The sequence below is a fragment of the Alcaligenes sp. SDU_A2 genome, assembly GCF_038237375.1.
Lineage (GTDB): Bacteria > Pseudomonadota > Gammaproteobacteria > Burkholderiales > Burkholderiaceae_B > Alcaligenes.
Window position 1 is genome coordinate 1,656,902 of record NZ_CP151273.1, and the last position, 25,163, is coordinate 1,682,064.

At 61.3% G+C, this 25,163-nt stretch carries 19 protein-coding genes; 9 read left to right on the plus strand and 10 right to left on the minus strand.

The features are described from left to right. Nucleotides 1–37: 37 nt before the first annotated feature. Nucleotides 38–1,177: a sensor histidine kinase gene (locus tag AADW57_RS07780; protein ID WP_341669480.1), complete on the plus strand. Its 1,140-nt coding sequence runs from the start codon at nucleotides 38–40 to the stop codon at nucleotides 1,175–1,177. 1 nt (nucleotide 1,178) lies between these two features. Then, nucleotides 1,179–3,068 (plus strand): potassium transporter Kup, encoded by a 1,890-nt coding sequence (locus AADW57_RS07785; protein WP_341669481.1) that lies wholly within the window; start codon nucleotides 1,179–1,181, stop codon nucleotides 3,066–3,068. A gap of 92 nt (nucleotides 3,069–3,160) precedes the next feature. Here the strand turns inward: AADW57_RS07785 and AADW57_RS07790 are convergent, their stop codons facing one another. The 7 genes from AADW57_RS07790 to AADW57_RS07820 all read right to left on the minus strand — a co-directional run bounded on the left by AADW57_RS07790 (nucleotide 3,161) and on the right by AADW57_RS07820 (nucleotide 9,807). Next, nucleotides 3,161–3,541: a hypothetical protein gene (locus AADW57_RS07790; RefSeq protein ID WP_341669482.1), complete on the minus strand. Its 381-nt coding sequence runs from the start codon at nucleotides 3,539–3,541 to the stop codon at nucleotides 3,161–3,163. Between the two features lie 202 nt (nucleotides 3,542–3,743). Next, nucleotides 3,744–4,154, minus strand: coding sequence for a monovalent cation/H(+) antiporter subunit G (gene mnhG / locus AADW57_RS07795; protein ID WP_341669483.1), 411 nt, complete (start codon nucleotides 4,152–4,154; stop codon nucleotides 3,744–3,746). Then, nucleotides 4,151–4,432 (minus strand): K+/H+ antiporter subunit F, encoded by a 282-nt coding sequence (locus AADW57_RS07800; protein ID WP_341669484.1) that lies wholly within the window; start codon nucleotides 4,430–4,432, stop codon nucleotides 4,151–4,153. The genes mnhG and AADW57_RS07800 overlap by 4 nt, the downstream gene beginning before the upstream one ends. After that, complete coding sequence (locus AADW57_RS07805; protein WP_341669485.1) at nucleotides 4,429–4,914, minus strand: Na+/H+ antiporter subunit E; 486 nt, start codon at nucleotides 4,912–4,914, stop codon at nucleotides 4,429–4,431. The genes AADW57_RS07800 and AADW57_RS07805 overlap by 4 nt, the downstream gene beginning before the upstream one ends. Further along, complete coding sequence (locus AADW57_RS07810; protein WP_341669486.1) at nucleotides 4,911–6,548, minus strand: monovalent cation/H+ antiporter subunit D; 1,638 nt, start codon at nucleotides 6,546–6,548, stop codon at nucleotides 4,911–4,913. The genes AADW57_RS07805 and AADW57_RS07810 overlap by 4 nt, the downstream gene beginning before the upstream one ends. After that, a complete protein-coding gene (locus tag AADW57_RS07815; RefSeq protein WP_341669487.1) occupies nucleotides 6,545–6,886 on the minus strand; it encodes a Na+/H+ antiporter subunit C in 342 nt (113 codons plus the stop codon). The genes AADW57_RS07810 and AADW57_RS07815 overlap by 4 nt, the downstream gene beginning before the upstream one ends. Further along, the gene (locus tag AADW57_RS07820) at nucleotides 6,886–9,807 is read right to left on the minus strand and encodes a monovalent cation/H+ antiporter subunit A (protein ID WP_341669488.1); all 2,922 of its coding nucleotides are present in this window, start codon (nucleotides 9,805–9,807) and stop codon (nucleotides 6,886–6,888) included. The genes AADW57_RS07815 and AADW57_RS07820 overlap by 1 nt, the downstream gene beginning before the upstream one ends. A gap of 197 nt (nucleotides 9,808–10,004) precedes the next feature. On the opposite strand from AADW57_RS07820, the gene hemN reads away from it, so the two are divergent. Beyond that, nucleotides 10,005–11,426 (plus strand): oxygen-independent coproporphyrinogen III oxidase, encoded by a 1,422-nt coding sequence (hemN, locus tag AADW57_RS07825; RefSeq protein WP_341669489.1) that lies wholly within the window; start codon nucleotides 10,005–10,007, stop codon nucleotides 11,424–11,426. 123 nt (nucleotides 11,427–11,549) lie between these two features. Beyond that, nucleotides 11,550–12,698, plus strand: coding sequence for an NAD(P)H-dependent flavin oxidoreductase (locus tag AADW57_RS07830; RefSeq protein ID WP_341669490.1), 1,149 nt, complete (start codon nucleotides 11,550–11,552; stop codon nucleotides 12,696–12,698). A gap of 24 nt (nucleotides 12,699–12,722) precedes the next feature. Here AADW57_RS07830 and AADW57_RS07835 read toward each other — a convergent pair whose 3' ends face one another. Continuing rightward, on the minus strand, nucleotides 12,723–13,271 hold the full coding sequence (locus AADW57_RS07835; RefSeq protein ID WP_341669491.1) for a hypothetical protein: 549 nt from the start codon (nucleotides 13,269–13,271) through the stop codon (nucleotides 12,723–12,725). A gap of 343 nt (nucleotides 13,272–13,614) precedes the next feature. Here AADW57_RS07835 and AADW57_RS07840 point away from each other — a divergent pair, with 343 nt between their 5' ends. From AADW57_RS07840 to AADW57_RS07860, 5 genes are all read left to right on the plus strand, one after another. Next, nucleotides 13,615–19,521 carry an alpha-2-macroglobulin family protein gene (locus tag AADW57_RS07840; protein WP_341669492.1) on the plus strand — a complete coding sequence of 1,969 codons (5,907 nt, stop codon included), beginning with the start codon at nucleotides 13,615–13,617 and terminating at the stop codon, nucleotides 19,519–19,521. After that, the gene (gene pbpC, locus AADW57_RS07845; RefSeq protein ID WP_341669493.1) at nucleotides 19,505–21,664 is read left to right on the plus strand and encodes a penicillin-binding protein 1C; all 2,160 of its coding nucleotides are present in this window, start codon (nucleotides 19,505–19,507) and stop codon (nucleotides 21,662–21,664) included. The genes AADW57_RS07840 and pbpC overlap by 17 nt, the downstream gene beginning before the upstream one ends. A gap of 82 nt (nucleotides 21,665–21,746) precedes the next feature. Beyond that, nucleotides 21,747–22,337, plus strand: a complete 591-nt coding sequence (locus AADW57_RS07850; RefSeq protein ID WP_341669494.1) for a SecDF P1 head subdomain-containing protein — start codon at nucleotides 21,747–21,749, stop codon at nucleotides 22,335–22,337. Nucleotides 22,338–22,346: 9 nt separating this feature from the next. Continuing rightward, nucleotides 22,347–22,796: a hypothetical protein gene (locus AADW57_RS07855; protein WP_341669495.1), complete on the plus strand. Its 450-nt coding sequence runs from the start codon at nucleotides 22,347–22,349 to the stop codon at nucleotides 22,794–22,796. Between the two features lie 121 nt (nucleotides 22,797–22,917). Further along, on the plus strand, nucleotides 22,918–24,213 hold the full coding sequence (locus tag AADW57_RS07860) for an aspartate carbamoyltransferase (RefSeq protein ID WP_341669496.1): 1,296 nt from the start codon (nucleotides 22,918–22,920) through the stop codon (nucleotides 24,211–24,213). A gap of 54 nt (nucleotides 24,214–24,267) precedes the next feature. On the opposite strand, the gene AADW57_RS07865 is transcribed toward AADW57_RS07860, so the two are convergent. Together AADW57_RS07865 and AADW57_RS07870 are read right to left on the minus strand one after the other, a co-directional pair. Then, nucleotides 24,268–24,711: a hypothetical protein gene (locus AADW57_RS07865; protein ID WP_341669497.1), complete on the minus strand. Its 444-nt coding sequence runs from the start codon at nucleotides 24,709–24,711 to the stop codon at nucleotides 24,268–24,270. After that, nucleotides 24,708–25,163: a MarR family winged helix-turn-helix transcriptional regulator gene (locus AADW57_RS07870; RefSeq protein ID WP_341669498.1), complete on the minus strand. Its 456-nt coding sequence runs from the start codon at nucleotides 25,161–25,163 to the stop codon at nucleotides 24,708–24,710. Before AADW57_RS07870 ends, AADW57_RS07865 begins: the two co-directional genes overlap by 4 nt.

Here is a 25,163-nt window from a genome sequence, read left to right on the forward strand (position 1 = left end):
GGGGCCGTTTTCAGTCGTCAGACCCCATAGGTCCCTCATGCCCGATCCCTTTGTTTCCAGTACCGTGCGCCCGTCTTTCTGGCGGCGAGCTTTGCTGCGTTTTCCAGCTTCGGGCTCCTTGGCCCGCAAGCTGATGTGGCGCTTGTTTCCGCCGATTTCCATTCTGGTCGTCCTGGATCTGAGCGTGACCTGGATACTGACCCGGCGCATGAGCCTGGAAGATTGGCTGCTGCGCGATATTTTCTGGACCATGGTGTTGAGCCAGTTGTTGCTGGTCGGGCTGATTGCCTGGGTGCTGTTATCGGGCATACGTTCGGGTCTGGCATCCATCCACGATTTGTCGGGGCAGATTCGGCAGCGCTCCGACGAAAATTTCGAGCAATTGGACGTGCGGGGCTTGCCGGCCGAAGTGGTGCCGCTGGTCGAGCATTTCAATGAATTGCTGGAGCGTTTGGGCGATACGCTGCAGGCCCAGAAGCGCTTTATCGGTCATGCGGCGCACCAGTTGCGTACCCCGCTTAGCGGCTTGCGTCTGGAGTCCGAACTGATGCTGGCCAAGCCCTTGCCCGACGAGATACGGCAACGCGCCGAGCGCATCAAAAATGTATCGGACCGCATGATACGCATGGGGCAGCAGCTGATGGTGCTGGCCCGGGCCGATTCCACCGTCAATATCAAAGACAGCTTTACCCGTCTGGATTTGTGCGAATGGGCTCGGGAAGAAGGGGGCGACTGGTTCTTGCGGGCGCGCCAGCATGGGGTGGAAATTCATTTGCTGGCACCGGAGCAGCCGGTGTGGATCGATGCCGAGCCGGTGCTGTTGCGCGAATTGCTGGCTAATTTGATGGATAATGCCTTGCGCTATGGACAGGGCACGGACCGGATTGTCCTGCGTGTTTCCAGCAACCCGCCTTCCTTCTCGGTCGAAGATCATGGGCCGGGCATTGCGCAGGCGGACGGCCAGCGTGTGTTCGAGGCCTTTTACCGTTCGCCGGGCAGTCAGGCCGAGGGCTCGGGACTAGGGCTGGCGATTGTGCAGGAAATCGCCCGAGCCCACGGGGCATGGTGGAGTTTGCTCAGCCGGCCGGATTTTCCTGGCACGCGCATTACGATTGTATTTCCCGGTCCGCGTATCGGCGCCAGGCTGACGCGGACTGAAACCCAAAGTGGACATTAAGATGGCGGATACTTCGACGGCCCATCCCAAGAACGGAGCGCGGGCAGCGGTGATGGTAGGGGCCTTGGGCGTTGTGTATGGCGATATAGGCACCAGCCCGCTGTACGCCATGAAGGTGGCCTTGAGCGCCTATGCCCAACCTGGAGCCGAACAGGTCTATGGCGTGCTGTCCTTGCTGTTCTGGTTGCTGACTCTGGTTGTCACGATCAAGTATGTGACGATTGTGCTGCGCCTGGACAACAAAGGCGAAGGCGGCACATTGGCCTTGATGGAGCTGGCTGCCAGAGGCATGCAGGGGCGGCGTCGCTGGCTCATCATGGTGCTGGGCTTGATCGGTGCGTCGTTGTTCTATGGGGACAGCATCATCACGCCGGCGATTTCGGTGCTGTCGGCCATTGAAGGCATAGGCATGATCTCCCACGTGCTCGATCCCTGGGTCGTGCCGCTGGCGGTGGTCGTTCTGGTGGCCTTGTTTTTGATTCAGTCTCACGGCACAGGCACGATGGGCAAATTGTTCGGCCCTATCATGCTGCTTTGGTTTTTGGTGCTGGGCGGCCTGGGACTGTGGCGTGTCATCCAGCACCCGCAAGTGCTGACGGCGCTGGACCCGCGCTGGGCCTTGGCGTTTGTGGCGCATGCGCCGTGGGAAACCTTTTTGCTGTTGGGGGCGCTGGTGCTGGCCCTGACCGGGGCCGAAGCCCTGTATGCCGATATGGGACATTATGGTCGCCCGGCGATCCGGCGTGCCTGGTTTCTGATTGTCATGCCGTGTCTGGTGCTGTGCTATTTTGGCCAGGGTGCCTTGCTGATTGCAGATCCCAGTGCGATCCGTAATCCTTTCTTCTTGCTGGCCCCATCCTGGGCCTTGGTGCCTATGGTGCTGCTGGCGACGGTTGCTACTGTGATTGCCTCGCAGTCCGTGATTTCCGGGGCTTTTTCTGTGACGCGTCAGGCCGTGCAGCTGGGGTTCTGGCCGCGCATGGTGATCCAGCACACCTCGGCGCGGGAAGAAGGGCAGATCTATATGCCGCGCGTCAATCTGTTGCTGTTTCTGGCCGTGATGGTGCTGGTCATCAGTTTCGGCTCCTCGGATCGGCTGGCGCATGCCTACGGTTTTGCCGTTACCGGCACGATGCTGATGACCAGTCTGCTGGCCGTGGCACTTTTGCCGCGCGGCTCGACGGGACTGAAGCGTTGGGGCTGGTTCGTACTGCTCAGTTTTTTCCTGCTGCTCGATGTGCTTTTGTTTTCGGCCAATGCGCTCAAGTTGCTCGATGGCGGTTGGCTGCCGCTGCTGGTCGGTCTGTGCTTGCTGACACTGATGATGACCTGGAAGCAGGGTCGCCAGGCGATTCACGATTCTTTGATCGAGAACCAGCAGTCGCTCAAGGAGTTTGTATTAGGCCTGGAAGCCTATCCGCCGACGCGCGTGCCAGGCACGGCGGTGTTCATGAGCATGCTGGTCGATACCGTGCCGCCTGCCTTGTTACATAACCTGAAACATAACAAGGTGCTGCACGAGCAAGTGCTGTTCCTGACGGTGCAGAGCGCCGATGTGCCGTATGTTCCGTTTGATGAGCGCTTTCAGATCAACCGTTTGAGTCGCAGCAGTTGGCAGGCCGTGGCGACCTGGGGGTTCAAGCAAGAGCCCAATGTGCCGCAGTTGCTGGAACAGATCGCTCAGGCGCACCCGGAGTTGAACCTGGAGCCGATGGCGACCTCGTATTTCCTGTCGCGCCAGACCGTCATGATTCAGTCCCGTAAGCCCTGGTACATGGGCTGGCGTCGGCGTCTGTTCGCTTTCATGGCGCGAAATGCCAGCCGCAGCACCCGCTTTTTCAAGATTCCGCCCAATCGAGTGGTCGAGATGGGCATGCAAATGGAGTTATAGCTGGAAGCGGCAATCGCTGCGGTGGGTGCTGACCCATGAACAAGGCCTCCTGACGTGGAGGCCTTGTTGTTAGGTTCTATGATGGTTGCGGCTTACTGTGGCACGACTGTGGTGGTTTCACGCAAAATGCCGCCGCCTTCCACGCTGCCGCGTATGGTTGTGTCCTGGCCGGCGACCGACTTCAGGCATTCCTGTTGACGCTCGGCAGGCAGGCGATGGCAGCGGGCCTGACGGTTGGCGTCCAGATTGGCGTTGGGTGTACCCAGCTTGTTCTGGCGCTCGGCCTGCAGCGCGGCACCGGCTTCGCGGCGGCAAGTGGTGCGTTGTTCGCCTGTAAATTGCTGGCAGCGCTGGATGCTTTCCTGGTATTGGGTCTGGGCGCTTTGCGCCCACGCGTGGGGAGAAAGCATGCTCAGTCCAAGCAGGCTGATACCGATCCATTGGGGGGCGGAGAGCAATTTTCGTGGATTCATCAATCTAACTCCTTTGCAAGGTTAGGGAATCGCACGGCCCCAGGGCAGGTGAGCAAGCCACCTTGGGCCGTGCGGAGCGTAAAACGCTCCTGATCCAGATGATGCCGCCTGTCAGGCATGAACCCGGCAGGCAGGCTCGACCTTCAGTATAAGCGCCCTTGTTGTAACCGGGTGCAAGGGAAGTTGTCCAATGAGCAGGCGGTTAGTCCTGCTTGGGCTTGTCGTCGTCCGTAGCCTTGCCCGGCGGGGCCTTGCATGGCACGCTCATGTAACCAGGCTCGTCCGGGGCATAGTCGGCCATGCGCTGGCGCAGTTCTCGTTTGATGGCTGCACGCATCAGCAAGATGGCGGTAACCGGCGAGGTAATGACCAGCAGCAGTGTGATGATGATGGGGTGCAGGATAGGGCGACTGAGCAAGTAGCTGGAGCTGATGGCAACCGCCAGAATCATAAAGAACACGCCCAGTGTATTGGCCATGGTGGGGGCGTGGATGCGCGAGTAAAAGTGCTTCAGGCGTAGCAGCCCGGCCGATCCTATCAGCGAGACGATGCCGCTTAATACCAACAATAGGGCGACCGGGACGGCCAGCCACCAGGGCAGCAAGGTCGTCATGGCTCGATGACCTCCGCGCGCAGCAGGAACTTGGCCATGGCGGCCGAGCCGACAAAGCCGAACAGGGCGATCAGCAAAGCGATATCAAAGTACAGGCTGGAGTCAAACCGTATGCCCAGGGCCAACAGGGCGAGCATGCCGTTGATGTACATGGTGTCCAGTGCCAGGACCCGGTCCGCGGCGGACGGGCCTTTGAGCAGGCGCACGACCGAGCAACACATGCCCAGCACAAAGCAGCCCAGGGCAAACTGGCAAGCCCAGTAGACGATGTCTATCATTGGAAAATCTCCAGCAGCGGCGACTCGTAGCGCTTCTGAATGGTGTCGAGCCAGACCTGTTCGTCCTGAAGATCCAGGATATGCAGGGTCAAGGTATTGCTGTCCTGATCAAAGCCCGACCAGACCGTGCCAGGCGTGTAGGTGATGATGCAGGCCAGCGCCGCCAGACCGTGCGGGTCCGTCATGCGCAGGGGAATGCGCAGAAAACCCGGCTGTGGGGCATGCGCTCCTTTGAGCACGATACGCCCAACGGCAATATTGGACAGGATGATGTCCCAGGCGACCTGAGCGATCAGCTTCAGGGCCAGAAAGGGGCGACGTATGCTGGCTTTGACGGGCCGAAACGGGATGGCCGCCAAGCTAAGCCAGATAGCCAAAAACACCCCCAGCACGACGTAGCCGGCCGACAGGGAATCGTTCAGCAGCAGCCAGATCACCAGCAGCAATAAGGGCAGAAACAGGTGCTTGGTGGACCGCTTCATGACGGCGCTCCTGATTCTACCGACCGCAGTGGATTCTGGCGCAGTACTGAGCCGATATAGGCGCGGGGCTCGTCCAGTTGTCGGGCGGTCTGTTCCAGGTAGGTCGTGATGGGGCCGGCGTGCCAACTGAGTATGCCGCAGGCCAGAATGATGGCTCCGATAGGCATGGCTTCGATCAGTTTCAGGCGCGGAATGGCCATGTCGCTGTTACTCCAGAACAGGCGTATGCCGGTGCGCACCATGGCGATCAGGCCAGCAACGCCGGATATCAGCACGGCACCGGTCAGTATCCAGGCGTTCAGCGGCTCGGGCGATTGTCCGGAGGCTTTCAGGGCAGCGGTCAGCAGGGACAGCTTGGCCACAAAGCCCGAGAGCGGGGGCAGGCCCACGATCAGCAAGGCGCAGGCAATGAATGACATACCCAGAAAGACCATGACGCCGGGTATGGCCAGGCCCACGACATCGTCGCTGTGATCGGCCGATTCCGGATCATCCAGATCGAACACTTCCTGACTGACGGCCAGTAGGTCCGCGCCGAAAGGCTTGGTGCGGCTGACCAGTTCCAGCAGCAGGAAAAAAGCGCCCAGAGCCATGACACTGCTGATCATGTAGTACAGTGCCGGTCCGGTCAGGATGACGCCAGGCATGCCCAGGGCCGCCAGCAAGGTGCCCGAAGAAACGATGATGCTGTAGCCGGCCAGGCGTTCGGGTTGTTGGGCCGACAGCATGCCTACGGCACCGACGGCCAGGGTGGCGATGCCGGCCGGGAACATCCAGGCACCGCCGAAGGCGGCCGGTGCTCCGGTGGGCAGCAGCAGCGAGCCGATGCGCAGCAGGGCGTAAATGCCGACCTTGGTCATGATGGCGAACATGGCCGCTACCGGCGCACTGGCGTTGCCGTAGGCGGCGGGTAGCCAGAAGTTCAGGGGCCAGGCCGCTGCCTTGATCAGGAAGGCAATGCCCAAAATGGCAATGGCCGATTCAAATAGCAGCCGGTCCGAGTCGGGCAGCGAGCCGGCCCGCAAGGCCAGATCGGCCATGTTCAGGGTGCCCGATACGCCGTAGATCATGGCGATGGCGATCAGGAGCAGAAAGGACGAGACCAGATTGACGGCAATGTAGTGCAGGCCTGCGCTGACGCGGGCGGGGCCCGAGCCGTGCAGCATCAAGCCGTAGGAGGCGGCCAGCAAGACTTCGAAGAATACGAACAGGTTGAACAGGTCGCCGGTCAGGAAAGCACCGTTCAGCCCCATCAGCAGGAACTGGAACAGCGGGTGAAAGTGCACGCCCACGCGGTCCCAGCGGGCCAGGGCATAAAACCAGCAGCAAAACGCCAGCACGTTGGTCAGCACCAGCATCAGTGCCGAGAGCCTGTCCACGACCAGGACGATGCCAAAGGGGGCCGGCCAGTCGCCCAGCAGATACACGCCCACGGACTGGGGCCAGATCGGGGCCAAGGTGCCGTCGGCCAGCAAAAGCAGGTAGACGGAGCAGACCAGTTGGGCCAGCAGCGAGGCAAAGGCGATCAGCAGCTTGTAGTGGCGGCGCTTGTCGCGCAGCATGATCATCAAGGCCGCGGCCATCATGGGGATGGCGACGGGGAAGATGGGCAGGTGTTGGTTCAGCAGGCTCACAGATCGTCTTCCTCGCGGCCATCGACGTGGTCGGTGCCGCTCAGGCCGCGATTGGCCAGCAGAACCACCAGGAAAAGGGCTGTGGTGGCAAAGCCGATCACAATGGCGGTCAGCACCAGGGCCTGGGGCAGTGGGTCTGCATAGCGGGCCGACTGCTCGGCGGCATCGATGACCGGCGCGGCGCTGATTTCAAGACGCCCCATGCTGAAGATGAACAGATTGACGGCGTACGACAGCAAGGCCAGGCCCATGATGACCTGGAAGGTGCGCGGGCGCAGCAGCAACCAGACTCCGGAGCCGGCCAACACGCCGATGGCGATAGAGAGAACGATTTCCATTAGTGTTGCTCCGTCGCGGCAGGGGCGGCCGGGCGGGCCGCAGGCAGCTTGCGGTAGAAACGCAGCGACTGGTGGGCCAGGGCGATCAGCATCAGTATGGTCGAGCCGATGACCAGCATGAACACGCCTATGTCAAAAATCAGGGCGCTGGAGGTATGGACATCGCCGATCAGCGGCAGGTGCAGATCCCAGCTTTGCGCGGACAGAAAGGGTTTGTTGTACCACCACACCAGCATGGCGGAAAAACCGGCAGTCAGAAGACCGATGGCAATCCAGGTCTGGGGCTGGATCAGCGGGCGCGATTCCATCCAGACCACGCCGCTGACCATGTATTGCAGGATGATGGCGGTGGCCATGATCAGGCCTGCCACAAAACCGCCGCCCGGCAGATTGTGGCCGCGCAGCAGAAAGTACAGGGCGATCAGGGTGGCCACGGGCAACAACAGACGCAGCAGCACGGCCGGGATGCGCATGATGCCCTCGGGCAGCAGGGCCTCGGGGTCGGGTTCGACGAATACAGCTTCGCGCGAGTCGCTGACGTTCTGGCGGCGGGCCAGCGGCATGGCGATGGCCTCGACCGGAGGGCGGAAGCGGCGCAGCAGCGCAAAGACCGTGATGGCTACGATGCCCAGCACCGTAATTTCGCCAAAGGTGTCAAAGCCACGGAAGTCCACCAGAATGACGTTGACCACGTTGGCACCGCCGCCCAGTGGAAGGGACTTGTCGACAAAGAAGGACGAGATGCCGCTAGGATGCGGGCGGGTCATGACCGCGAACGCCAGCGCGGCCACGCCGCCCCCGGCCAGGATGGCGATGCTCAGATCCCGACCGCGACGAAACAGAGCGCGACCGCCGCTGGCGTCGCTGCCGGGCATGTCGCTGACGCGCTGTGGAAGCCAACGCAGCCCCAGCAGGATCAGCACCATGGTGACTACTTCAACTGCCAACTGGGTCAGGGCCAGGTCGGGGGCCGACAGCCAGGCGTAGGTCAGGCTGGTTACCAGGCCGGCACCGCCGGCCAGCAACAGGGAGGCCGGACGATGGAATTTGGCCTGGCGGGCAGCGCCGATGGCGCAGGCAATGCCCACGCCCCACATCAGTGCAAAGAAGGGGTCCAAGGGCGTAAAGCGCACAGCTTTGATCCACTCGCCCCGCATCAGCGGCAAGGCTGCCACGCACAGCGTGACTACCACGATCAGCAGAACCTGGCGTTGCAAGCGGGACGAGACCAGCTTGCCGACCGCCCAGTTGGCCCCGATTTCCAGGTACTCCATGGCCAGCTCGAACAGTCGGCGGCCATCGGCGCGGGTCAGCAAGGGCGTGCGACCTTGTCGGTTGCGGTAGAAGCGGTTGATGAGCAGCACCAGAACCACGCCCACCAAGGTGGCGACCAGGCTCATGATCAGGGGCAGATTGACGCCATGCCATAGCGCCAGATCGTATTGAGGCGTAGTGCCGCCCAGAATGGCGGTGGCGGCGGTATGCAGGAAGGGGCCAAAGGTCAGGCCCGGAATAATGCCCACCAGCAGGCAGGTCAGCACCAGGATGGCGCTGGGGATCAGCATCAGGCGCGGTGGCTCGTGGGGCTGGCGTGGCAGGTCGGTGGCGACCGGACCGAAAAAGACCTGGGCGATGAAACGCAGCGAATACGCTACGCTGAAGGAACCCGCGATGACGGCGGCAGCGGGCAGCAAATATTCCCAGGTGCTGCCGTTACCCGCCAAGATGGTTTCGGCAAAGAACATTTCTTTGGAGATGAAGCCATTGAGCAAGGGCACGCCCGCCATCGCCGCTGCCGCGACGGTCGCCAGTGTGGCGGTCAGCGGCATGGCGTGGCGCAGGCCTGACAGCAGGTTCAGGTTGCGTGTGCCGGTTTCGTGATCCACGATGCCGGCAGCCATGAACAACGATGCCTTGAAGGTGGCGTGGTTCATCATGTGGAACAGCGCCGCTACCAGGGCCAGCGGACTGTTCAGGCCCAGCAGCAGGGTGATCAGGCCCAGATGGCTGATGGTGGAGTAGGCTAGTACGCCTTTCATGTCGCGCTGGAACATGGCGACATAGGCTCCCAGGGTCAGGGAACACAGTCCGGCCCCGCCGATGATGACCGCCCATTCGGTGGTGCCGGCCAGCGCCGGCCACAGGCGCGCCAGCAGAAAGACACCGGCCTTGACCATGGTGGCCGAGTGCAGATAGGCCGATACCGGCGTGGGGGCGGCCATGGCGTGGGGCAGCCAGATATGAAAGGGGAATTGGGCGCTTTTGGTGAGCGCGCCAAGCGCGATCAGGATCAGCATGCCGGTATACCAGGGATGGCTGCGGATCTGTTCGCCCGATTCCAGCACCACGCTCAGATCGTAGCTACCGGCGGCCTGGCCCAGCATCAGCACGCCGGCCAGCAGGCAAAAACCGCCTGTGCCCGTGATGATGAGCGACATGCGCGCACCGCGCCGCGCGTCCATGCGGTGATACCAATAGGCGATCAGCATGAACGAGGACAGACTGGTCAGCTCCCAGAAAACCACCAGTTGGATCAGGTTTCCTGATAGCACCACGCCCAGCATGGAGCCCATGAAGGCTTGCAAGAACGCGAAGAAGCGGCGCACGGGGTCCTGGGCGGACAGGTAATAGTGCGCATACAGGGCGATGAGCGCGCCCATGGCGGTAATGATGAAGCTGAACAGCCAGGCGTAGCCGTCCATGCGCAGCTTGAAAGTCAGGCCGTGGGCGGGTATCCAGGCACGCGAGGATTCCAGGACTTGGCCTTGGGCAACATCCGGATAGGCATAGAGGGTCAGGAGGGCACAGGTGACTGCGACAAGGCCGGCCAGTAAGGCCTGAAGTTTGCGCGCGTTTGCGGGCAGCAGGGAAGATAGCAAGCTGCCAACAAAGGGCAGCGCTAGGATCACGAGCAGATACATCACGCTCCAACAGGCGATAATTTTAGGCAGTTAGCGCTTAATGATACGATATATGACGCTAAAGTCAGCCTGCCGTCAGTTAAAAAAGTGTTTTTTTTACTTTCCGCGGTCTTGATGCAGGTCAATAGGCGGGGCTCGGTTTTCTCCCACAATGGGTGCTTATCAAGAAGAAAAGGCCTCTTGCTGGAGAACCCGCCATGTCCAGTATTCTGGAAGAAATCCACGCTCCTGCGCTCGGCAATCCCGACATCGAAATTTCCGAAGCGCTGATCCGGCGCTTTGACCGCACCGGCCCGCGTTATACCTCGTACCCGACGGCCGACCGCTTCTTTCAGGATTTCCCTGCGCAACCCTATATACACGAGCTGTCGCGTCGCGCCCTGAGCAGCAACAATCCGCCCCTGTCCGTTTACCTGCATATCCCGTTCTGTCAGTCCCTGTGCTATTTTTGCGCCTGCAACAAGGTCATTACCCAGGACCGCAGCAAAAGCGATCAGTACCTGCGCTACCTGTTGCGCGAGATCGACATGGTTACCCAGTACATGGGCGAGGACCGGCGCACCGAGCAACTGCACTTGGGCGGCGGTTCGCCCACGTTCCTGGAGCACGCGCAGCTGGCGCGCCTGATGGACCGTTTGCAAGCCCGCTTCCAATTTACCGACGATGCCGAGCTGGGCATAGAAATCGACCCGCGCACGCTGGCCGACGGCACCTTGCAGGGCCTGGCGCAATTGGGTTTTAACCGCACCAGTTTCGGCGTGCAGGATTTTGACCCCCGCGTGCAGGAAGCGGTCAATCGCATCCAGCCGCTGGACATGGTTCGTCGCGCGATCGAAGAAGGGCGGGCCGCCGGTTTTCAGTCCATCAACACCGACCTTATTTACGGCTTGCCGTTGCAAAGTCTGGATAGCTTTGCTGCCACGATCGACTCGCTGGTGCAACTGCGCCCGGACCGCATCGCTTTATACAATTACGCGCACCTGCCGACGCGTTTCAAGGCCCAGCGCCTGATTCGCGAGGCCGATCTGCCCGATGCCGAACAGCGTCTGCAATTGTTTCTGATGTCCTCGCAGCGTCTGCTCGATGCTGGTTATGTCTATATAGGGCTGGACCATTTTGCCTTGCCTACGGACGAGCTGAATCTGGCCCGTCTGGACGGTAGTCTGCATCGTAATTTCCAGGGCTACACCACCCGCGCCTCCTGTGATCTGGTGTCTTTCGGCGTTTCCTCTATCGGCCAGGTGGGCCCCATGCACGTGCAGAACGTGCGCAGCTTGCGTAACTACTACGCCGATCTGGATCGGGGCCGCATTCCAGTCGAGCGTGGCATCGTCATGCAGCCGGACGACAGCCTGCGCGCGGAAATCATCATGAGCCTGATGTGTAGCGCGCCTGTGCAGATCGAACGGCTGGAAGCGCGCTATGGCATTGACTTTGCCAGCTATTTCGCTGGCGAGCTGAACGAACTGGACACCTATGTGCAAGCCGGTCTGCTGACGGTGGATCACGACAGCATCCAGGTCTTGCCCAAAGGACGCTTGTTCGTGCGCGCCTTCAGCATGGTGTTCGACAAATATCTGGGCCAGGCGACGACTGCCCGTTATTCCCGCTTGATCTGATGCCGTGGCCGCCCCTTTTTGGGCGACGCGCGGCTCTTGCCCTGTTCCCGGTCCCGATGTGGCCGGGCAGGTTCTTGCTTTAACCAAAGGTATAACATTGTGCTAAAGACGGATTTGCGTCTCATGTCCCTGAAGGGGAAATTGCTTTTACCCATTGTCCAGGGGGGCATGGGGGTCGGCGTCTCCGCATCCCGTCTGGCGGGAGCGGTCGCTGCATTGGGCGGTCTTGGAACCATCTCCAGCGTGGACCTGCGGCGTCATCATAACGACCTGATGGACAACACCCAGGGGGATGTGCCCAAGCAGGTCGTGGACGCCGCCAACCTGCAGGCCTTGGACCGCGAGATCCGCAATGCGCGGGATAACGCGGCCGGGCAGGGAGCGGTGGCAGTCAATGTCATGAAAGCGGTGTCTCAGTATCCCGAGTACGTCCGCCAGTCCTGCGAGAGCGGTGCCGATGCCGTGGTTGTGGGGGCCGGCTTGCCGCTGGATCTGCCCGACCTGACGCAGGACCACCCCAAAGTGGCCCTGATTCCTATTTTGTCCGATGTGCGTGGCGTAACCTTGCTGGTCAAAAAATGGCTGCGCCGCAAGCGCTTGCCCGATGCCGTCGTCATAGAAAACCCGCGTTTTGCCGCTGGCCATCTGGGTGCGCCCGATGACCAGTCGCTGAGCAAGCCCGAGTACGCTTTTCAGCGTGTGCTGGAAGGTTGCCGCGCCTTGTTCCGCGAATTGGGGCTGGAGGCCGAGCGTATTCCGCTAATTGCCGCCGGTGGGGTGCATCGCCCCGAGCAGGTGCGCGAACTGATGGGCTGGGGAGCGGATGCCGTGCAGTTGGGCACCGCTTTTGCCGTCACGTCGGAAGGCGATGCGCATGCCAACTTCAAGCGTGTGCTGCTTGATGCCGAACCTAAGGATATCGTTACGTTCATGAGCGTGGCGGGTCTGCCGGCCCGTGCCGTACGCACCCCCTGGCTGGATGCGTATCTGCACAAAGAAAGCAAGTTGCAGTCGGTGGCCCGTCAGCGGCCCTGCACTGAAGGTTTCGATTGTCTGGCCCATTGCGGGCTGCGCGACGGGGTGCAGCGGCACGGTCAGTTCTGCATTGACCGGCAGTTGGCGTATGCCTTGCAAGGCGACGTGGAGCGCGGCTTGTTCTTTCGCAGTGCCGAAGCCTTGCCATTTGGCAAGGCCATGCGCTCGGTGCGCGAACTGATGGATTACATGCTTAACGGGCGCAATCCCGATGCCGTGCAACCGGCGGCGGGCTAGTGTTTGTGGCGGCTCTATCCGGCCTTAGCGCGCACCAGAGCTGCCGACCTCGGTAATTAAACCATCGGCTGTGCCATCCAGGGTATGGACGGCGTGCCGGCGCTGCTGCTCCAGCACCAGTCTGCGGGCAGCAGCATAGCATTCTTCGATGTGCTGATTACCCACTTTGCGCAGCACCACAAAGCTGATCGTCGAAGAGATCGCGCTGCCGATCAGGGGCACATACTTGGCCCCGTATTTCCCGGCCAGTTTTTTTGCCCCCATGCGCACCAGAATGTTCACGACCCGGTCTGTGGTCAGGACGCGGCCGACCAGGCCTACGCCCATGCTGGTGCCGCCCACGATCACCATTTTTTTCAACTCGGGGCTAAGGTTGTCCACGTCTTGCGCGGACAGACCGAAACGGGCGTTGATCATGGGGATGATTTTCATCAGAATGGCCACATCGGCACCCACATCCACGCCGGGAATGGGGACGACTGCGGCAGCAGCCGATAGCAGGGCGCGTCGGCTGACCAGCTTACGGCAGTCGTTACGGATTTCGTCCAGTTTGTCCAGCGTCATTGGGCGCATGAGCATGTCCTGAAGTAAATAAAAAAGGCGGCCACAGAGGACGGCGCTGATGTTCAGATGGGGATAAAAGGCGTTTTATCCAGTGCGGCAATCCTGCTTTATCGTAGTGGTCAGGTTGTGTTCTGGTCGTAAATTGCATTTTTTGACGCATTTGAAAACTTTGCTTTCAACTCTGTCGGGATCGCGCAGGCCGAGCCTAGGCATGGCGTGCTGCGGTTTTCGGTCTCCTCCAGGAGGTTAATGCATTTTTTGTCTTGCCGAAAAAGAGTCTTGTGCCTGTCCGGCGGGTGTCGATTTACTCTACACTGAGCGCCGAAAACAGCTTGTCTACAGGGGAAGAAAGATGGCGCGCCATGCTGTGCTTGGTTTAATGCTTTTGGCAGGGGCCAATTGCGCCCAGGCTGTATCCATCAGCAGTTTTTCGCCCAAAGGGGCAACCAGCGAGTTGCGGGATGTCAAAGTGACGTTTGCCGCGCCTGTCGTGCAGTTTGGCGATTCGCAATTGCCGGCACCTGTCCTGGTGCAGTGCGACGATCCGGCGGTCAGCGGTCAGGGGCGCTGGCTGGATGCGCGCCGGTGGGTTTACGAGTTCACGCAGCGCCCTGGCCCGGGGTTAAGTTGCACGGCCACCGTTTCCAAGACATTCCGCAGTCTGAATGGCCAGGCCATCAGCGGCCCGACCCAGTATCGATTTAATTCGGGCGGTCCCGTTCTGGACAGCTCTCGTCCTTATTACTCCACGATTGCTGAAGATCAGGCGTTTCTGTTCAGCTTTACGGCACCTGTGGACCCGGCATCGTTGCTCAAGCACGGGTACTGCCGGGTCGAGGGCATAGGCGAGCGCATTGCCTTGAAAAGCCTGGACAGTGCGCAGCGCGATGCCTTGATCAAGGCGGAATATTATGTCGACCAGATCGACGAACGCTATCAGGCCGTGCAGTGCGCCCGCACCTTGCCGTCCGGCGCGGCGGTTTCCGTGGTGCTGGAGCCGGGCATTCTGACCGGCATACCCGGTCGCAAGGGGGTGCCCAGTTCAGACCGTTATGCGTTCGATTTTTCGGTGCGCCCTGACTTCAGTGTGTCCTTGTCGTGTTTGCGCGAACGGGCCGATGCGCCTTGCACGCCCGTGGGCAGTCTGAACGTGCAGTTTTCCTCTGGCGTGGATGCCGATCAGGCGGCCCGGTTTCGTCTGACATCCGGGTCGCAGGAATGGAAGCCCGTGTCCGACGACAACGAGGGCTGGCAGGATAGGGGGGCCACGTATGCCCTGCGCTTTCAGGGTCCATTTCCTGAAAATGCTCAGTTACAGATCGTGGCACCGGATGACCTGAAAGACGATGCAGGCCGCAGTTTGAGTAATCCGGAATTGCTGACCCAAGGGGTGCGCACGGGTGTCTATCCACCTTTGGTGAAATTTGCCCGTGCTCCGTTCGGCATTGTCGAGCGTTTTGGGCATGCCGCGCACGACGGCTCGGACGACGATGATCCGCCGGCGCTGGGCCTGAGCCTGCGCAGCGTTGAACCCGCTCTGATGACCCAGGATATGCTGGTGTCGGCCGGGCAGGTAGGCGATATGGTGCTGCGCGACGATAAGCAGGTGTTGTTGTGGTATGCGCGCCTGCGCCAGCTGGACTACGGCTGGAACATGCCGGCGCAGCGACTGCAGAGCATAATGGGGCCGGACTTTAAAATAACCGGGCCGGTCAACGAGGATGGCATGTTGGATCTGCGCGGCGAATCGTTGCTGCGCGGCCAGAAGGTGCAGCCGCTGACGCTGCCCGGTATGGACCAGAAGGGTGAACGGCCATTTGAATTGATAGGCGTGCCGCTGCGCGAACCGGGTTTTCATGTGCTGGAGGTGGCGTCGCCGCGTTTGGGGGCGTCTTTGCTGGAATCGGGCAAAACCATGTATGTGCGCAGTTCCGCCTTGGTCACCAATCTGGGCGTGCACATCAAGAAAGGGGGCGATGATGTGATGGTTTGGGTCACGACCCTGGACGATGCCAAGGTCGTGCCCGGCGCACAGGTGCGGGTCATGAACTGTCGGGGCGAGGAACTGGTCGCAGGCCGCACCGACGATCAGGGCTTGTTTCACCACCCCCATCCAGTGCAAAGCGTCGATTACTGCGACGATACGCAGCTCTCGGGCCTGTACGTGACGGCCCGTGTGGATAAGAACAATCCTCTGGCGCGTGGCAAGGACGATTTCAGTTTTGCCTTTAGCGATTGGAACACCGGTATTGAGCCGTGGCGCTTTAACGTGCCCTATGCCTGGGGCAGTCGCGATGGCATGGTGGCCCACACGGTGCTGGATCGCAATCTGTTTCGTGCCGGCGAAGTGGTACACATGAAGCATTACCTGACCGATCGCGTGCGGGCGGGCTTTGCGGCACCCGATGCCTATCCTCGCAGCATGGTGCTGGAGCATCAGGGTACGGGAAAGAGCATTGAATTGCCCCTGAAATGGCAGACCACTGCGGGGGGCAGCACCTTTGCCCTGAACGACTGGAAGATTCCCAAAGACGCCGAACTGGGTATCTACACGATCTCCAGCCGTGGCGATGATCAGTATTTTAGTTTTGGCGAGTTCCGTGTCGAGGAATTCAAGCTGCCTGTGCTGGGCGGTTCGCTCAAGCTGAGCGACGGTCAGGAGCGTCCTTATCTGGTGCGTCCACAGTCCATGCAGGCGGACATGCAATTGCAGTACCTGTCGGGCGGGCCGGCGGATTTTCTGCCGGTGCAGCTGTCGGGCGTGGTGCGCACGCGCGCGCCGTCCTTTAGTGCGTACGACGACTTCAGCTTTGCCGCGCCCGACAGTGGCGAGCAGGTGTCGTCCGAGCCACGTGTGTTTCTGAACAAGAAGCGGGTGCAATTGGATGCCCAGGGGGGGCTGCGCACGCAGTTGCAAGACCTGCCGGTGGTGGAGCAACCGTCTGAGTTCGTGGTGGAGGCGACCTTCGCTGATCCGAACGGCGAAATTCAGACCTTGATGCAGACCGTGCCGGTATGGCCGGCCGATGTGGTGGCGGGTCTGCGCGCCGGCAGTTGGCTTAAAGCCGGGTTCAGCACAACGCTGACCGTGCTGGCACTCAGCCCGGACGGCAAGCCGGTCAAGGATGCGGCCCTGCGCGTGGATGCGGCCAATGTAGTGCGCTATTCCACCCGCAAGCGCATGGTAGGCGGTTTTTATAGTTACGACACCGAGCAAGAGCGTCAGGATCTGGGCACGGTCTGCCAGGGGCACAGTGACGAAAAAGGATTGCTGCACTGCGAGGTGAAACTCGAAAAGGGTGGGCAGGTCGAATTGCGTGCGGTCGCCAGCGATGCCCAGGGCCGAGAGTCTGTCGCTGCCAGCAGTGTCTGGGTCAGCGGCGCGGGCGAATTATGGTTCGGCGGCCAGAACGATGATCGTATCGATGTGATCCCCGCCCGCAAGAGCTGGGCACCGGGCGAAACGGCGCAGTTTCAGGTGCGCATGCCGTTTCGCGAGGCGACGGCGCTGGTAGCGGTCGAGCGTGAAGGCGTGCTGGATGCGCGTGTCGTGCAATTGCAAGGCGAAAACCCGACCGTCGATGTGCTGATCAAGTCCGAATGGGGGCCTAACGTCTATGTGTCGGTGTTGGTCTTGCGCGGGCGACTGCGCGAAGTGCCCTGGTATTCCTTCTTTACCTGGGGCTGGAGCCAGCCTATCAATTGGTATAAGGCCTATTCGGAAGGCGGCGGCGAGTTTGTCGCTCCCACGACCACGGTGGACCTGTCCAAGCCGGCGTATCGCTTTGGTCTGGCCGGCATTGAAGTCAGCAGCCAGCAAGACGCGCTAGAGGTCAGGGTCAGCACAGACCGTTCTCAGTATGCCATCCGCGAACAGGCGAAAGTGGATATCCAGGTTCTGCGGGCCGATGGCACGCCGGCGGCGGGCGCGTCGGTGGCGCTGGCAGCAGTGGATCAGGCCTTGCTGGAGCTGAGCCCCAATACATCCTGGAAGCTGCTGGAGGCCATGCGCGCGCTGCGCAGCTACAACGTGCTGACCGCCACGGCGCAGTCCGAAATTGTTGGACGTCGCCATTATGGCCGCAAGGCGGTACCGGCCGGCGGCGGCGGGGGTAAGAGCCCGACCCGAGAACTGCTGGATACCCTGTTGCTTTGGAAGGGGCATGTGGAGCTGGATGCGCAAGGCCGTGCCACCGTCATGGTGCCGTTGAAAGACGCCTTGACGCGTTACCGCGTCGTGGCCGTGGCCGATCAGGGCGGACAGCGCTTTGGCACCGGCTCGGCCGAGATGGTGACCACGCAGGATCTGCAAGTGATTTCTGCTTTGCCGGCGGTGGCGCGAGAAGGCGACCGCTACCAGGCGCAGGTCACAGTACGCAACAGCAGTCCGCGTGCCATGACGGTTCAGGTCCAGGCTACGTACGATGGCACGGGGCTGCCGGGCGGCAGTCTGCCTGTTCAGACCATCGAGCTGGCGTCCGGTTCGGCGGCCCTGGTGTCCTGGCCCATGACCGTGCCTGCCTCCAGCGGTACAGCGCCGACCCAGACATTGGCCTGGACAGTGCAGGCGCGCGAAGTGGGGCAGGCTGGCTCGGCCCGCGCGGCACAGGACAGTGTGGCCATCAAGCAGGAGATCTTTCCGGCTACGCAAGTGGCGGTGCAGCAGGCGACCTTGGCCGCAGTTTCGGCCGAACAGGTTCTGACTTTGCCGGTGCAGGCTCCGGCCGGTGCATTGCGTGACGAGCAAGGCCGTATTCAGGGTGGATTGCAGATGCAGTTCCGTTCATCCTTGGGTGGTGGCCTGGAAGGGGTGCGTGCCTGGTTCGAGCGCTATCCCTACACCTGCTTTGAGCAATTGGCCTCGCGTTCCCTGGGTTTACGCGCCGAACAGGATTGGGCGGCACTGATGCAGCGCATTCCGTCCTATCTCTCGCAGGACGGTCTGCTGCGCTATTTCCCTAGTTCCTATGGTTCGGGCAGCCGCGTGCTGACGGCCTATCTGCTGGAAGTCAGTCACATGGCCCAGGAGATGGGGCTGAACTTTGTGATTCCCGAGACCTATCGCCGCGAGATGTTGCAGGGTCTGCAAAATGCGGTCAATGGTCGCTTGCAGGATACGCGCACGGCGTCCCGCCAGGATCGGGACATCGAGGTGGTGCGCATGGTGTCCGTGCTGGCCCGCTACGATATGGCGCGTGTGAACATGCTCGATTCGGTCGAGCCCGCTGTGCAAAGCTGGCCCACCGAAACCTTGCTGGCCTGGGTTGACCTGACGCATCGTCTGCCTGGGGTCAAACAGGCCGAGCAAACACGTCAGAAAGCCCTGGAGCTGATTCAGGCAAGGCTGGTCAGCCGTGGCACGCGTCTGGTGTTCGGCGACGATCGTTTGAACGGCGACCCTTGGACCATGAGCAGTCGGGTCACCAATCAGGCCCGCTTGATGATGCAGATGAGCGGTCAGCCCGATTGGGCTCAGGACATGCCGCGTCTGGCTCAGGGCTTGCTGATGGAGCAACGTCGCGGTGCCTGGGGCATGACGACCGAGAACTTGCTGGCCGGTCTGGCCATCGAGCAGTTCAGCCGGCGTTACGAGCAGCCGGTCAGCGGTCAGTCTATGGTCATCCTGGGTTCGGAAAGCGCTCAGGTGGTCGATTGGGATGTGCTCAAACCCGATGCGCAGGGCGTGCGCGCCACGCAGATCGATGTGCCTTGGCGCGGCCCTCAGGCCGACGACCTGTCGGTGGAGCTGATGGGACAGGGAACGGCCTGGGTCGATGTGCGTTCTCTGGCAGCGGTGCCAGTGGACAAGCCAATTGCCGCCGGCCTGAGCGTGGAGCGCAGCATGAAGGCCGTCGAGCAGGCCAAGGCCGGCGTCTGGAGCCGTGGCGATATTGCCCGTATTACCCTGACGATCAAGGCGCAGGGACCGGCGACGTGGGTGGTGGTGTCCGATCCTATACCGGCGGGCGCGACGATTCTGGGCAGCGGCCTGGGGCGCGACTCCGCTTTGGCGACCGAAGGTGAACGCCGCGAAGGCGTCGCCTGGCCTGCTTTTGTGGAGCGACGCTTTGACGGCTACCGCGCGTATTACGAGCGCTTCCCCGAGGGCACGACGACGCTGGAGTACACCGTGCGTTTGAATACGGTGGGTCAGTTCGTTCTGCCGGCCACGCGTGTTCAGGCCTTGTACGAACCGGATGTGTTCGCGGTCTGGCCTAATGCAGGCACACTGGATATTGTGGATGCGCCTGCGCCGTAGCGTTTGTACTGTTCTATTGGGGCTGGTCCTGGTGCCGGCCCCGCTTGTCGCCATGCCAAGCTACGAGCAGGTGCGCCAGTCGCACCGGTCCTCGGACGTGTTGGTTCTGGATCGCCACGGCGTCGTGGTGCAGACCGTGCGGCGCGACTTCCGGCAGCGGCGGGGGCAGTGGGTGGCGCTGGAGCAGATTTCGCCGGCCCTGCAGCACGCCGTGCTGGTGTCTGAAGATAGACGCTTTGCCTCGCACGGCGGGGTGGACTGGCTGTCGGTGGGGGTAGCGGCATGGGACGGAATGGTATCGGGCCGGGCGCGTGGCGCATCGACCATTACCATGCAATTGGCCGGCCTGCTGGACCAAGACTTGGCCGCAGGGCGGGGCGGCCGCTCTGTCTGGCAAAAGCTCGATCAAGTCGTGGCGGCTCAATCCCTGGAGGACGGCTGGAGCAAGTCACAGATCCTGGAAGCCTATCTGAATCGGGTCGCCTTTCGTGGCGAACTGGTGGGCGTGGATGCCATGTCGCGTGCTTTGTTCCAGAAAGAAGCTGCCGCGCTGGATGCGCGTGAATCGGCCATTGCGGCTGTGCTGCTGCGCGGGCCCAATGCGTCGGCGCTGACCGTGGAGCGGCGGGCCTGCCTGACCCTGCAGGAAATGGGGCGGGGGCAAGCTTGTCGCGGCCTGGGCAATCTGGTGTCGGTGGCGTTGCGGCGCGCGTCTCAGCCGCCTTTCGGGCAGCGTAACCGAGCGCCGCATTTTGCCCGTTGGCTTCTGGAACAAGATCCGAATCTACGTGCTGGCGAGTGTGTGCATTCCACCTTGGATGCGCGGTTGCAAGCGCAAGTGGCCGCCAGCGTACGGCGTCACTTGCTGGATTTGCGCGCAGCGCGCGTGCGTGATGCGGCCGTGGTCGTGCTGGATAATCACAGCGGACAGGTACTGGCTTATCAGGGTTCCAGCGGCGAGCTGTCCGAAGCGGCCGATGTGGATCATGCCCGATCGTTGCGTCAGGCCGGCTCCACGCTGAAACCATTTCTGTACCAGTTGGCCATTGAAAAGCGCCTGTTGACGGCGGCCTCGCTTTTACAGGATTCGGCCCTGAACCTGCCGACCGGCAACGGCCTGTATATTCCCCAGAATTACGATAAACAGTTTGTTGGCTGGACCAGCGCGCGCACGGCGCTGGGTTCATCCCTGAATATCCCCGCTGTACGCGTGCTGACCTTGCTGGGGCCACAAGCGCTGGTGCAACGCTTGCGCGCCTTGGGGATGGATCTGCGCCAGGAAGGCGACTATTACGGTTACAGCCTGGCGTTGGGCAGCGCCGATGTCACCTTATTGCAGTTGAGTAACGCGTATCGCGCTTTTGCCAACCAGGGCCGTGCCCAGGATGTGCGCACGCGGCTGGATGAGCCGTCCGCGCCGGCCAGCGCGGTGATGGATGCCGGTGCCAGCTGGATCGTCGGGGACATGCTGTCCGACCGCCAGGCCCGGGTGTTGACCTTTGGCCTGGACAGCGCGCTGAGCACGCCATTCTGGAGCGCAGCCAAAACCGGGACCAGCAAGGATATGCGCGATAACTGGGCGCTGGGCTGGTCGCAGGACTATACCGTGGGTGTCTGGGTGGGTAATAGCGCCGGCCAGAGCATGCAGGATGTCTCCGGCGTCAGCGGGGCTGCTCCGATCTGGCACGAAGTGATGAGCCTGCTGCAGCGCGGGCGCAGCAGCCGCCAGCCACCCATACCCGATGGCGTGTTGGCCCGCGACATGCACTACGAGCCGGCCGTGGAAGCGGCGCGGCGCGAATATTTCCTGCAGGGTACCGAGACAGAGCGGGTAGAGCTGGCCGATTCGGCGCAGGCTTACTCTGGTCAGTTGCGCATTGCCCAGCCGGTCAATGGCACTATTTTGGCGCTGGACCCGGACATTCCCCCGCTGAACCAGCAACTGCGTCTGCAGGCCCAGGGGCAGATGGATGTGGCACGCGATGTGGCGTGGTGGGTGGATGGGCGGCAAGTGGCGCAAGGCCCTAGTGCCCGCCTGCCCTTGCGCCCCGGGCGGATGCTGATTGAGCTGCGCGACGCCCAGGGCCGCGTATGGGATCGGGTCAGTGTACAGATAAGGGGCGCGCTGCCAGGCAAGCCTTAACAAAGATTAACCGCTTTCGCTGTTACAGGACTGCTACACTGCAGATCATGTTGAAATTTTGTAAAGAGGGGGGACCTTCAAAATGATGACTCTACGCACGCTTGCACGCTTGTTGGCTCCGGTCAGTCTGGTGGCTTTGGCCGCTTGCCAAACCGTTCAGCAAAAGCCAGCTGATCAGGCTGGATCGTCCAGCACGGCCACCCAGACCCCCTCGACGGCGGCACCAACTGGTCAGCCAGCGCCGGCTGCGCAGGCGGGCGCGCAGCAGCAAGCCGCCCCGGTTCAGGTGTTTCTGGCTGACACGCAGGAGCAGGCCGGCTGGGCACGTGTGGATGTGCAGCCCAACGGTGCCTTGTATGTCAATCCACGCGCCATCATCACGCGTAACGACCTGACTAATGTGCAGGCGGGCACCAACGACAGCAAGGAAGGTTTGCTGGCTTTGACCCTGACGCCGGAAGCTGCGCAGCGTCTGCTGCAGGTCACGACGCAATATCCTAAAAAACGCCTGGCGCTGGTCGTCGGTGACACTATGCTGGCTGCACCGGGCTACAGCTCGCCCGTCAAAGATGGCCGCCTGATCTTCATGGTGGGCACGGAAGCCAATGCCATGACGGCGGCGCGCGCCATTGCCGGTCCGCAAGCCACGCCGGATAGCCAGCGAAGCAATTAAAGCGCCATCATGAGCTCCGCACCCAGCAGTGTCGCTTTTTATGTGCTTTCCTTCCGGGTTCTGGCGGGGTTGCACAGCGCGGCGCTGCTGCTCATTATGCTGATGGCCAGTGGCGTGCTCAACTCGGTATTCATGCCCGAATGGTTGCGCATTCCACTGGCGGTGTTCATGGTCGGGCTGGTGTCTGCGTTTTTGGCCTTGTGTTGGAGCCACTGGACGGCCGCCTGGCATATGTCCTCGGCCGGTCGGCGCTGGGCCTGGATACCGGCTTTTTGTTCGGCTTTTTTTCTGGCGCTCAGTCTGGCGATTTTTCTGCTGGGCCTGTGGGGCACTCTGGGGCTGGCCAGCTTTGCCGTACAGCACAACGAGTGGCTAAATGCCATGCCGCAGGACGACGGTAGTTCTTCCTTTCCCGATTTCGGCCCACCGCAGATGGTGCCGCAGGCCTTGACCTTATAGGGGCGTGCTCGGGCCGCCGCAGGCGTTGTATTTTTTGCAAGCACGCGTTTTCTTTCTCGCCAGATGACAATGTCTCGTTTTAGAATATACGCATTGCGTATATCCACATAGCGAGTTTTTTATGGCCGTCTCCCAGCAAGTCTTTTTGCGCGATGCAATGCGTCGCCTGAACCTGACCCGCGACGTATTTGCCGCCCGTATCGGCGTCAAGCGCCGCGCTCTGGATACCTGGCTTTTGCCGGAAGGGTCGCTGGAGTCGCGGGCCATGCCTGAAGTGGTGCAGCGTTTCGTCACGGAAATTGTCGAAAACGAAGCGCTTCTGAATAAATATGCGCAAAGCGCACAGTCCGGTCCGCTGCGCGACCGCATCGCCGTGGGCGGCAAGCATCAGTTGCTGTCGGTAGAGCAGTTTACCCGCGAAACCGTGGAAGAATTGTGCAGTCTGGCCGACATTATGCAACCTATCGCGCGACGCCAGAAAGTTTCGCGCGTGCTGGAAGGGGCGGTGCTGGGTAATTTGTTTTTTGAAGCCTCCACCCGCACCCGCGTCAGCTTCGGCGCGGCTTTTTGCCGTTTGGGTGGTTCGGTCTGCGACACCACGGGCTTTACGTTTTCGTCCATGGCCAAGGGCGAATCCATTTACGATACCAGCCGGGTCATGAGCGGTTATGTGGACGCTATGGTGATCCGGCATCCCGAGCAAGGTTCGGTGGCCGAATTTGCCCGCGCAACGAATATCCCAGTGGTCAATGGTGGCGACGGTGCCGGCGAACATCCCAGCCAGGCCTTGCTGGACTTATACACCATCAGCACCGAGTTTTCCCGTCTGGGCAAATTGCTCGATGGGGCGCATATCGCCATGGTCGGCGATCTGAAATATGGCCGTACCGTGCATTCGCTGATCAAGATGCTGGCTATGTACCGTGGGCTGAAATTCACCTTGATCTCGCCGCCCGGCCTGGAGATGCCCGAAGAGATCCTGGAGAAAGTCGCCAAGCAGGGCAACCATGTCATCGAACAGACCCATTCCCTGGAAAAGGGTCTGCCCGGCGTGGATGTCATCTATGCCACGCGCGTGCAGAAAGAGCGCTTCCAGGAAGGGCAGGGCGACAGCTATACCGCAGACTTCCAGGTCAACAAGGCCATCATCGACCAGTGCTGCGGTCCGGACGTCATTGTCATGCACCCGCTGCCGCGCGATAGCCGCGAAGGCGCGCACGATTTGAGCGTGGACCTGAATCACGATCCGCGTCTGGCGATTTTCCGTCAGGCTGACAATGGCATTCCGGTACGCATGGCTATTTTTGCCGTCTTGCTGGGCGTGGAGACGCTGGTGCAGCATTCCATGCGCGACGTCACCTGGAACCCTCCTTCGCATATCGGACCCGAAGACGCCGTCTTTCACGGCATGTATTGATCGCTTCGCTGTATCGGTTTGCAAACCCGCTCGGTCATTGCCGAGCGGGTTTTTTTATGTCCGCTGGGCCAACGGTGTGCGCATGCGCAGGCCATCGCGGACATTCAGGACGATCAGTGCCATATTGATGGCACCCGCCACCAGTTCCAGCGCCTGCACGCTGTAGAACAGAGGGTCGAACAGGTTTGCTTGAGCTCGTAGCGACAGAAATACAGCAGAAGGCGCAAGAATCAGCATTCCCAAGGCGGCAATAAGGGGCATGCGGCGGCGTTTGGCCCGGATGCGCGGGTCGGAGCTGCGACCGCCCATTGCCCATCCGGTTGCGCCGGTCAGCATAATCAAGGGAACAAAGCCCAGTAGGGCCCAGGCAATCCATTGCTTGACGCAGGCTACGGTGTAGGGCGAGGCAAACAGTTCGGCAAGAAGGGTGGATGTCCAGAACACTGCAATGCACAACACACTTAGCAAGGCGGCGGTGGCATGGAGAGTGCGTTTCATGGCGCAGTGTCCTGTGGCTGATGGTGTTGGATCAGGCTGGTCAGCACGGCGTGCGCGGTGTGCAGTTGGTCGCGGGAAAAGCCTGCGGCCAGTTGCGCGGCATGTGCATTCCATTGCGTATCGATGGCGTTGAACGCCTGCCGGCCTTGCGGGGTCAGCGTAAAGACGGGGGAGCGCTTGTGCAGCCGATTCTGTTCCGCTTGGATCAAACCGTCTTGTTGCAGCAGTTTGAGCTGTTTTTGCGCGCCTTGCCGCGTAATGCCCATAAAGGCCGCCAGTTGCGGAGCGGTCGGCGCGTGTTCGGACAGCGCGATGGCTCCCAGTATCTGCCAGCGAGCACTGGTCAGACCGTGACGGGCAGAAAAGTCATTTCCCCAGTCCAGCAATCTGCCGTTCAGTTGAAATACCGTCAGAATCAGGTTCGTCAGTTGTGTGGGCGTGGATGGGTTCAT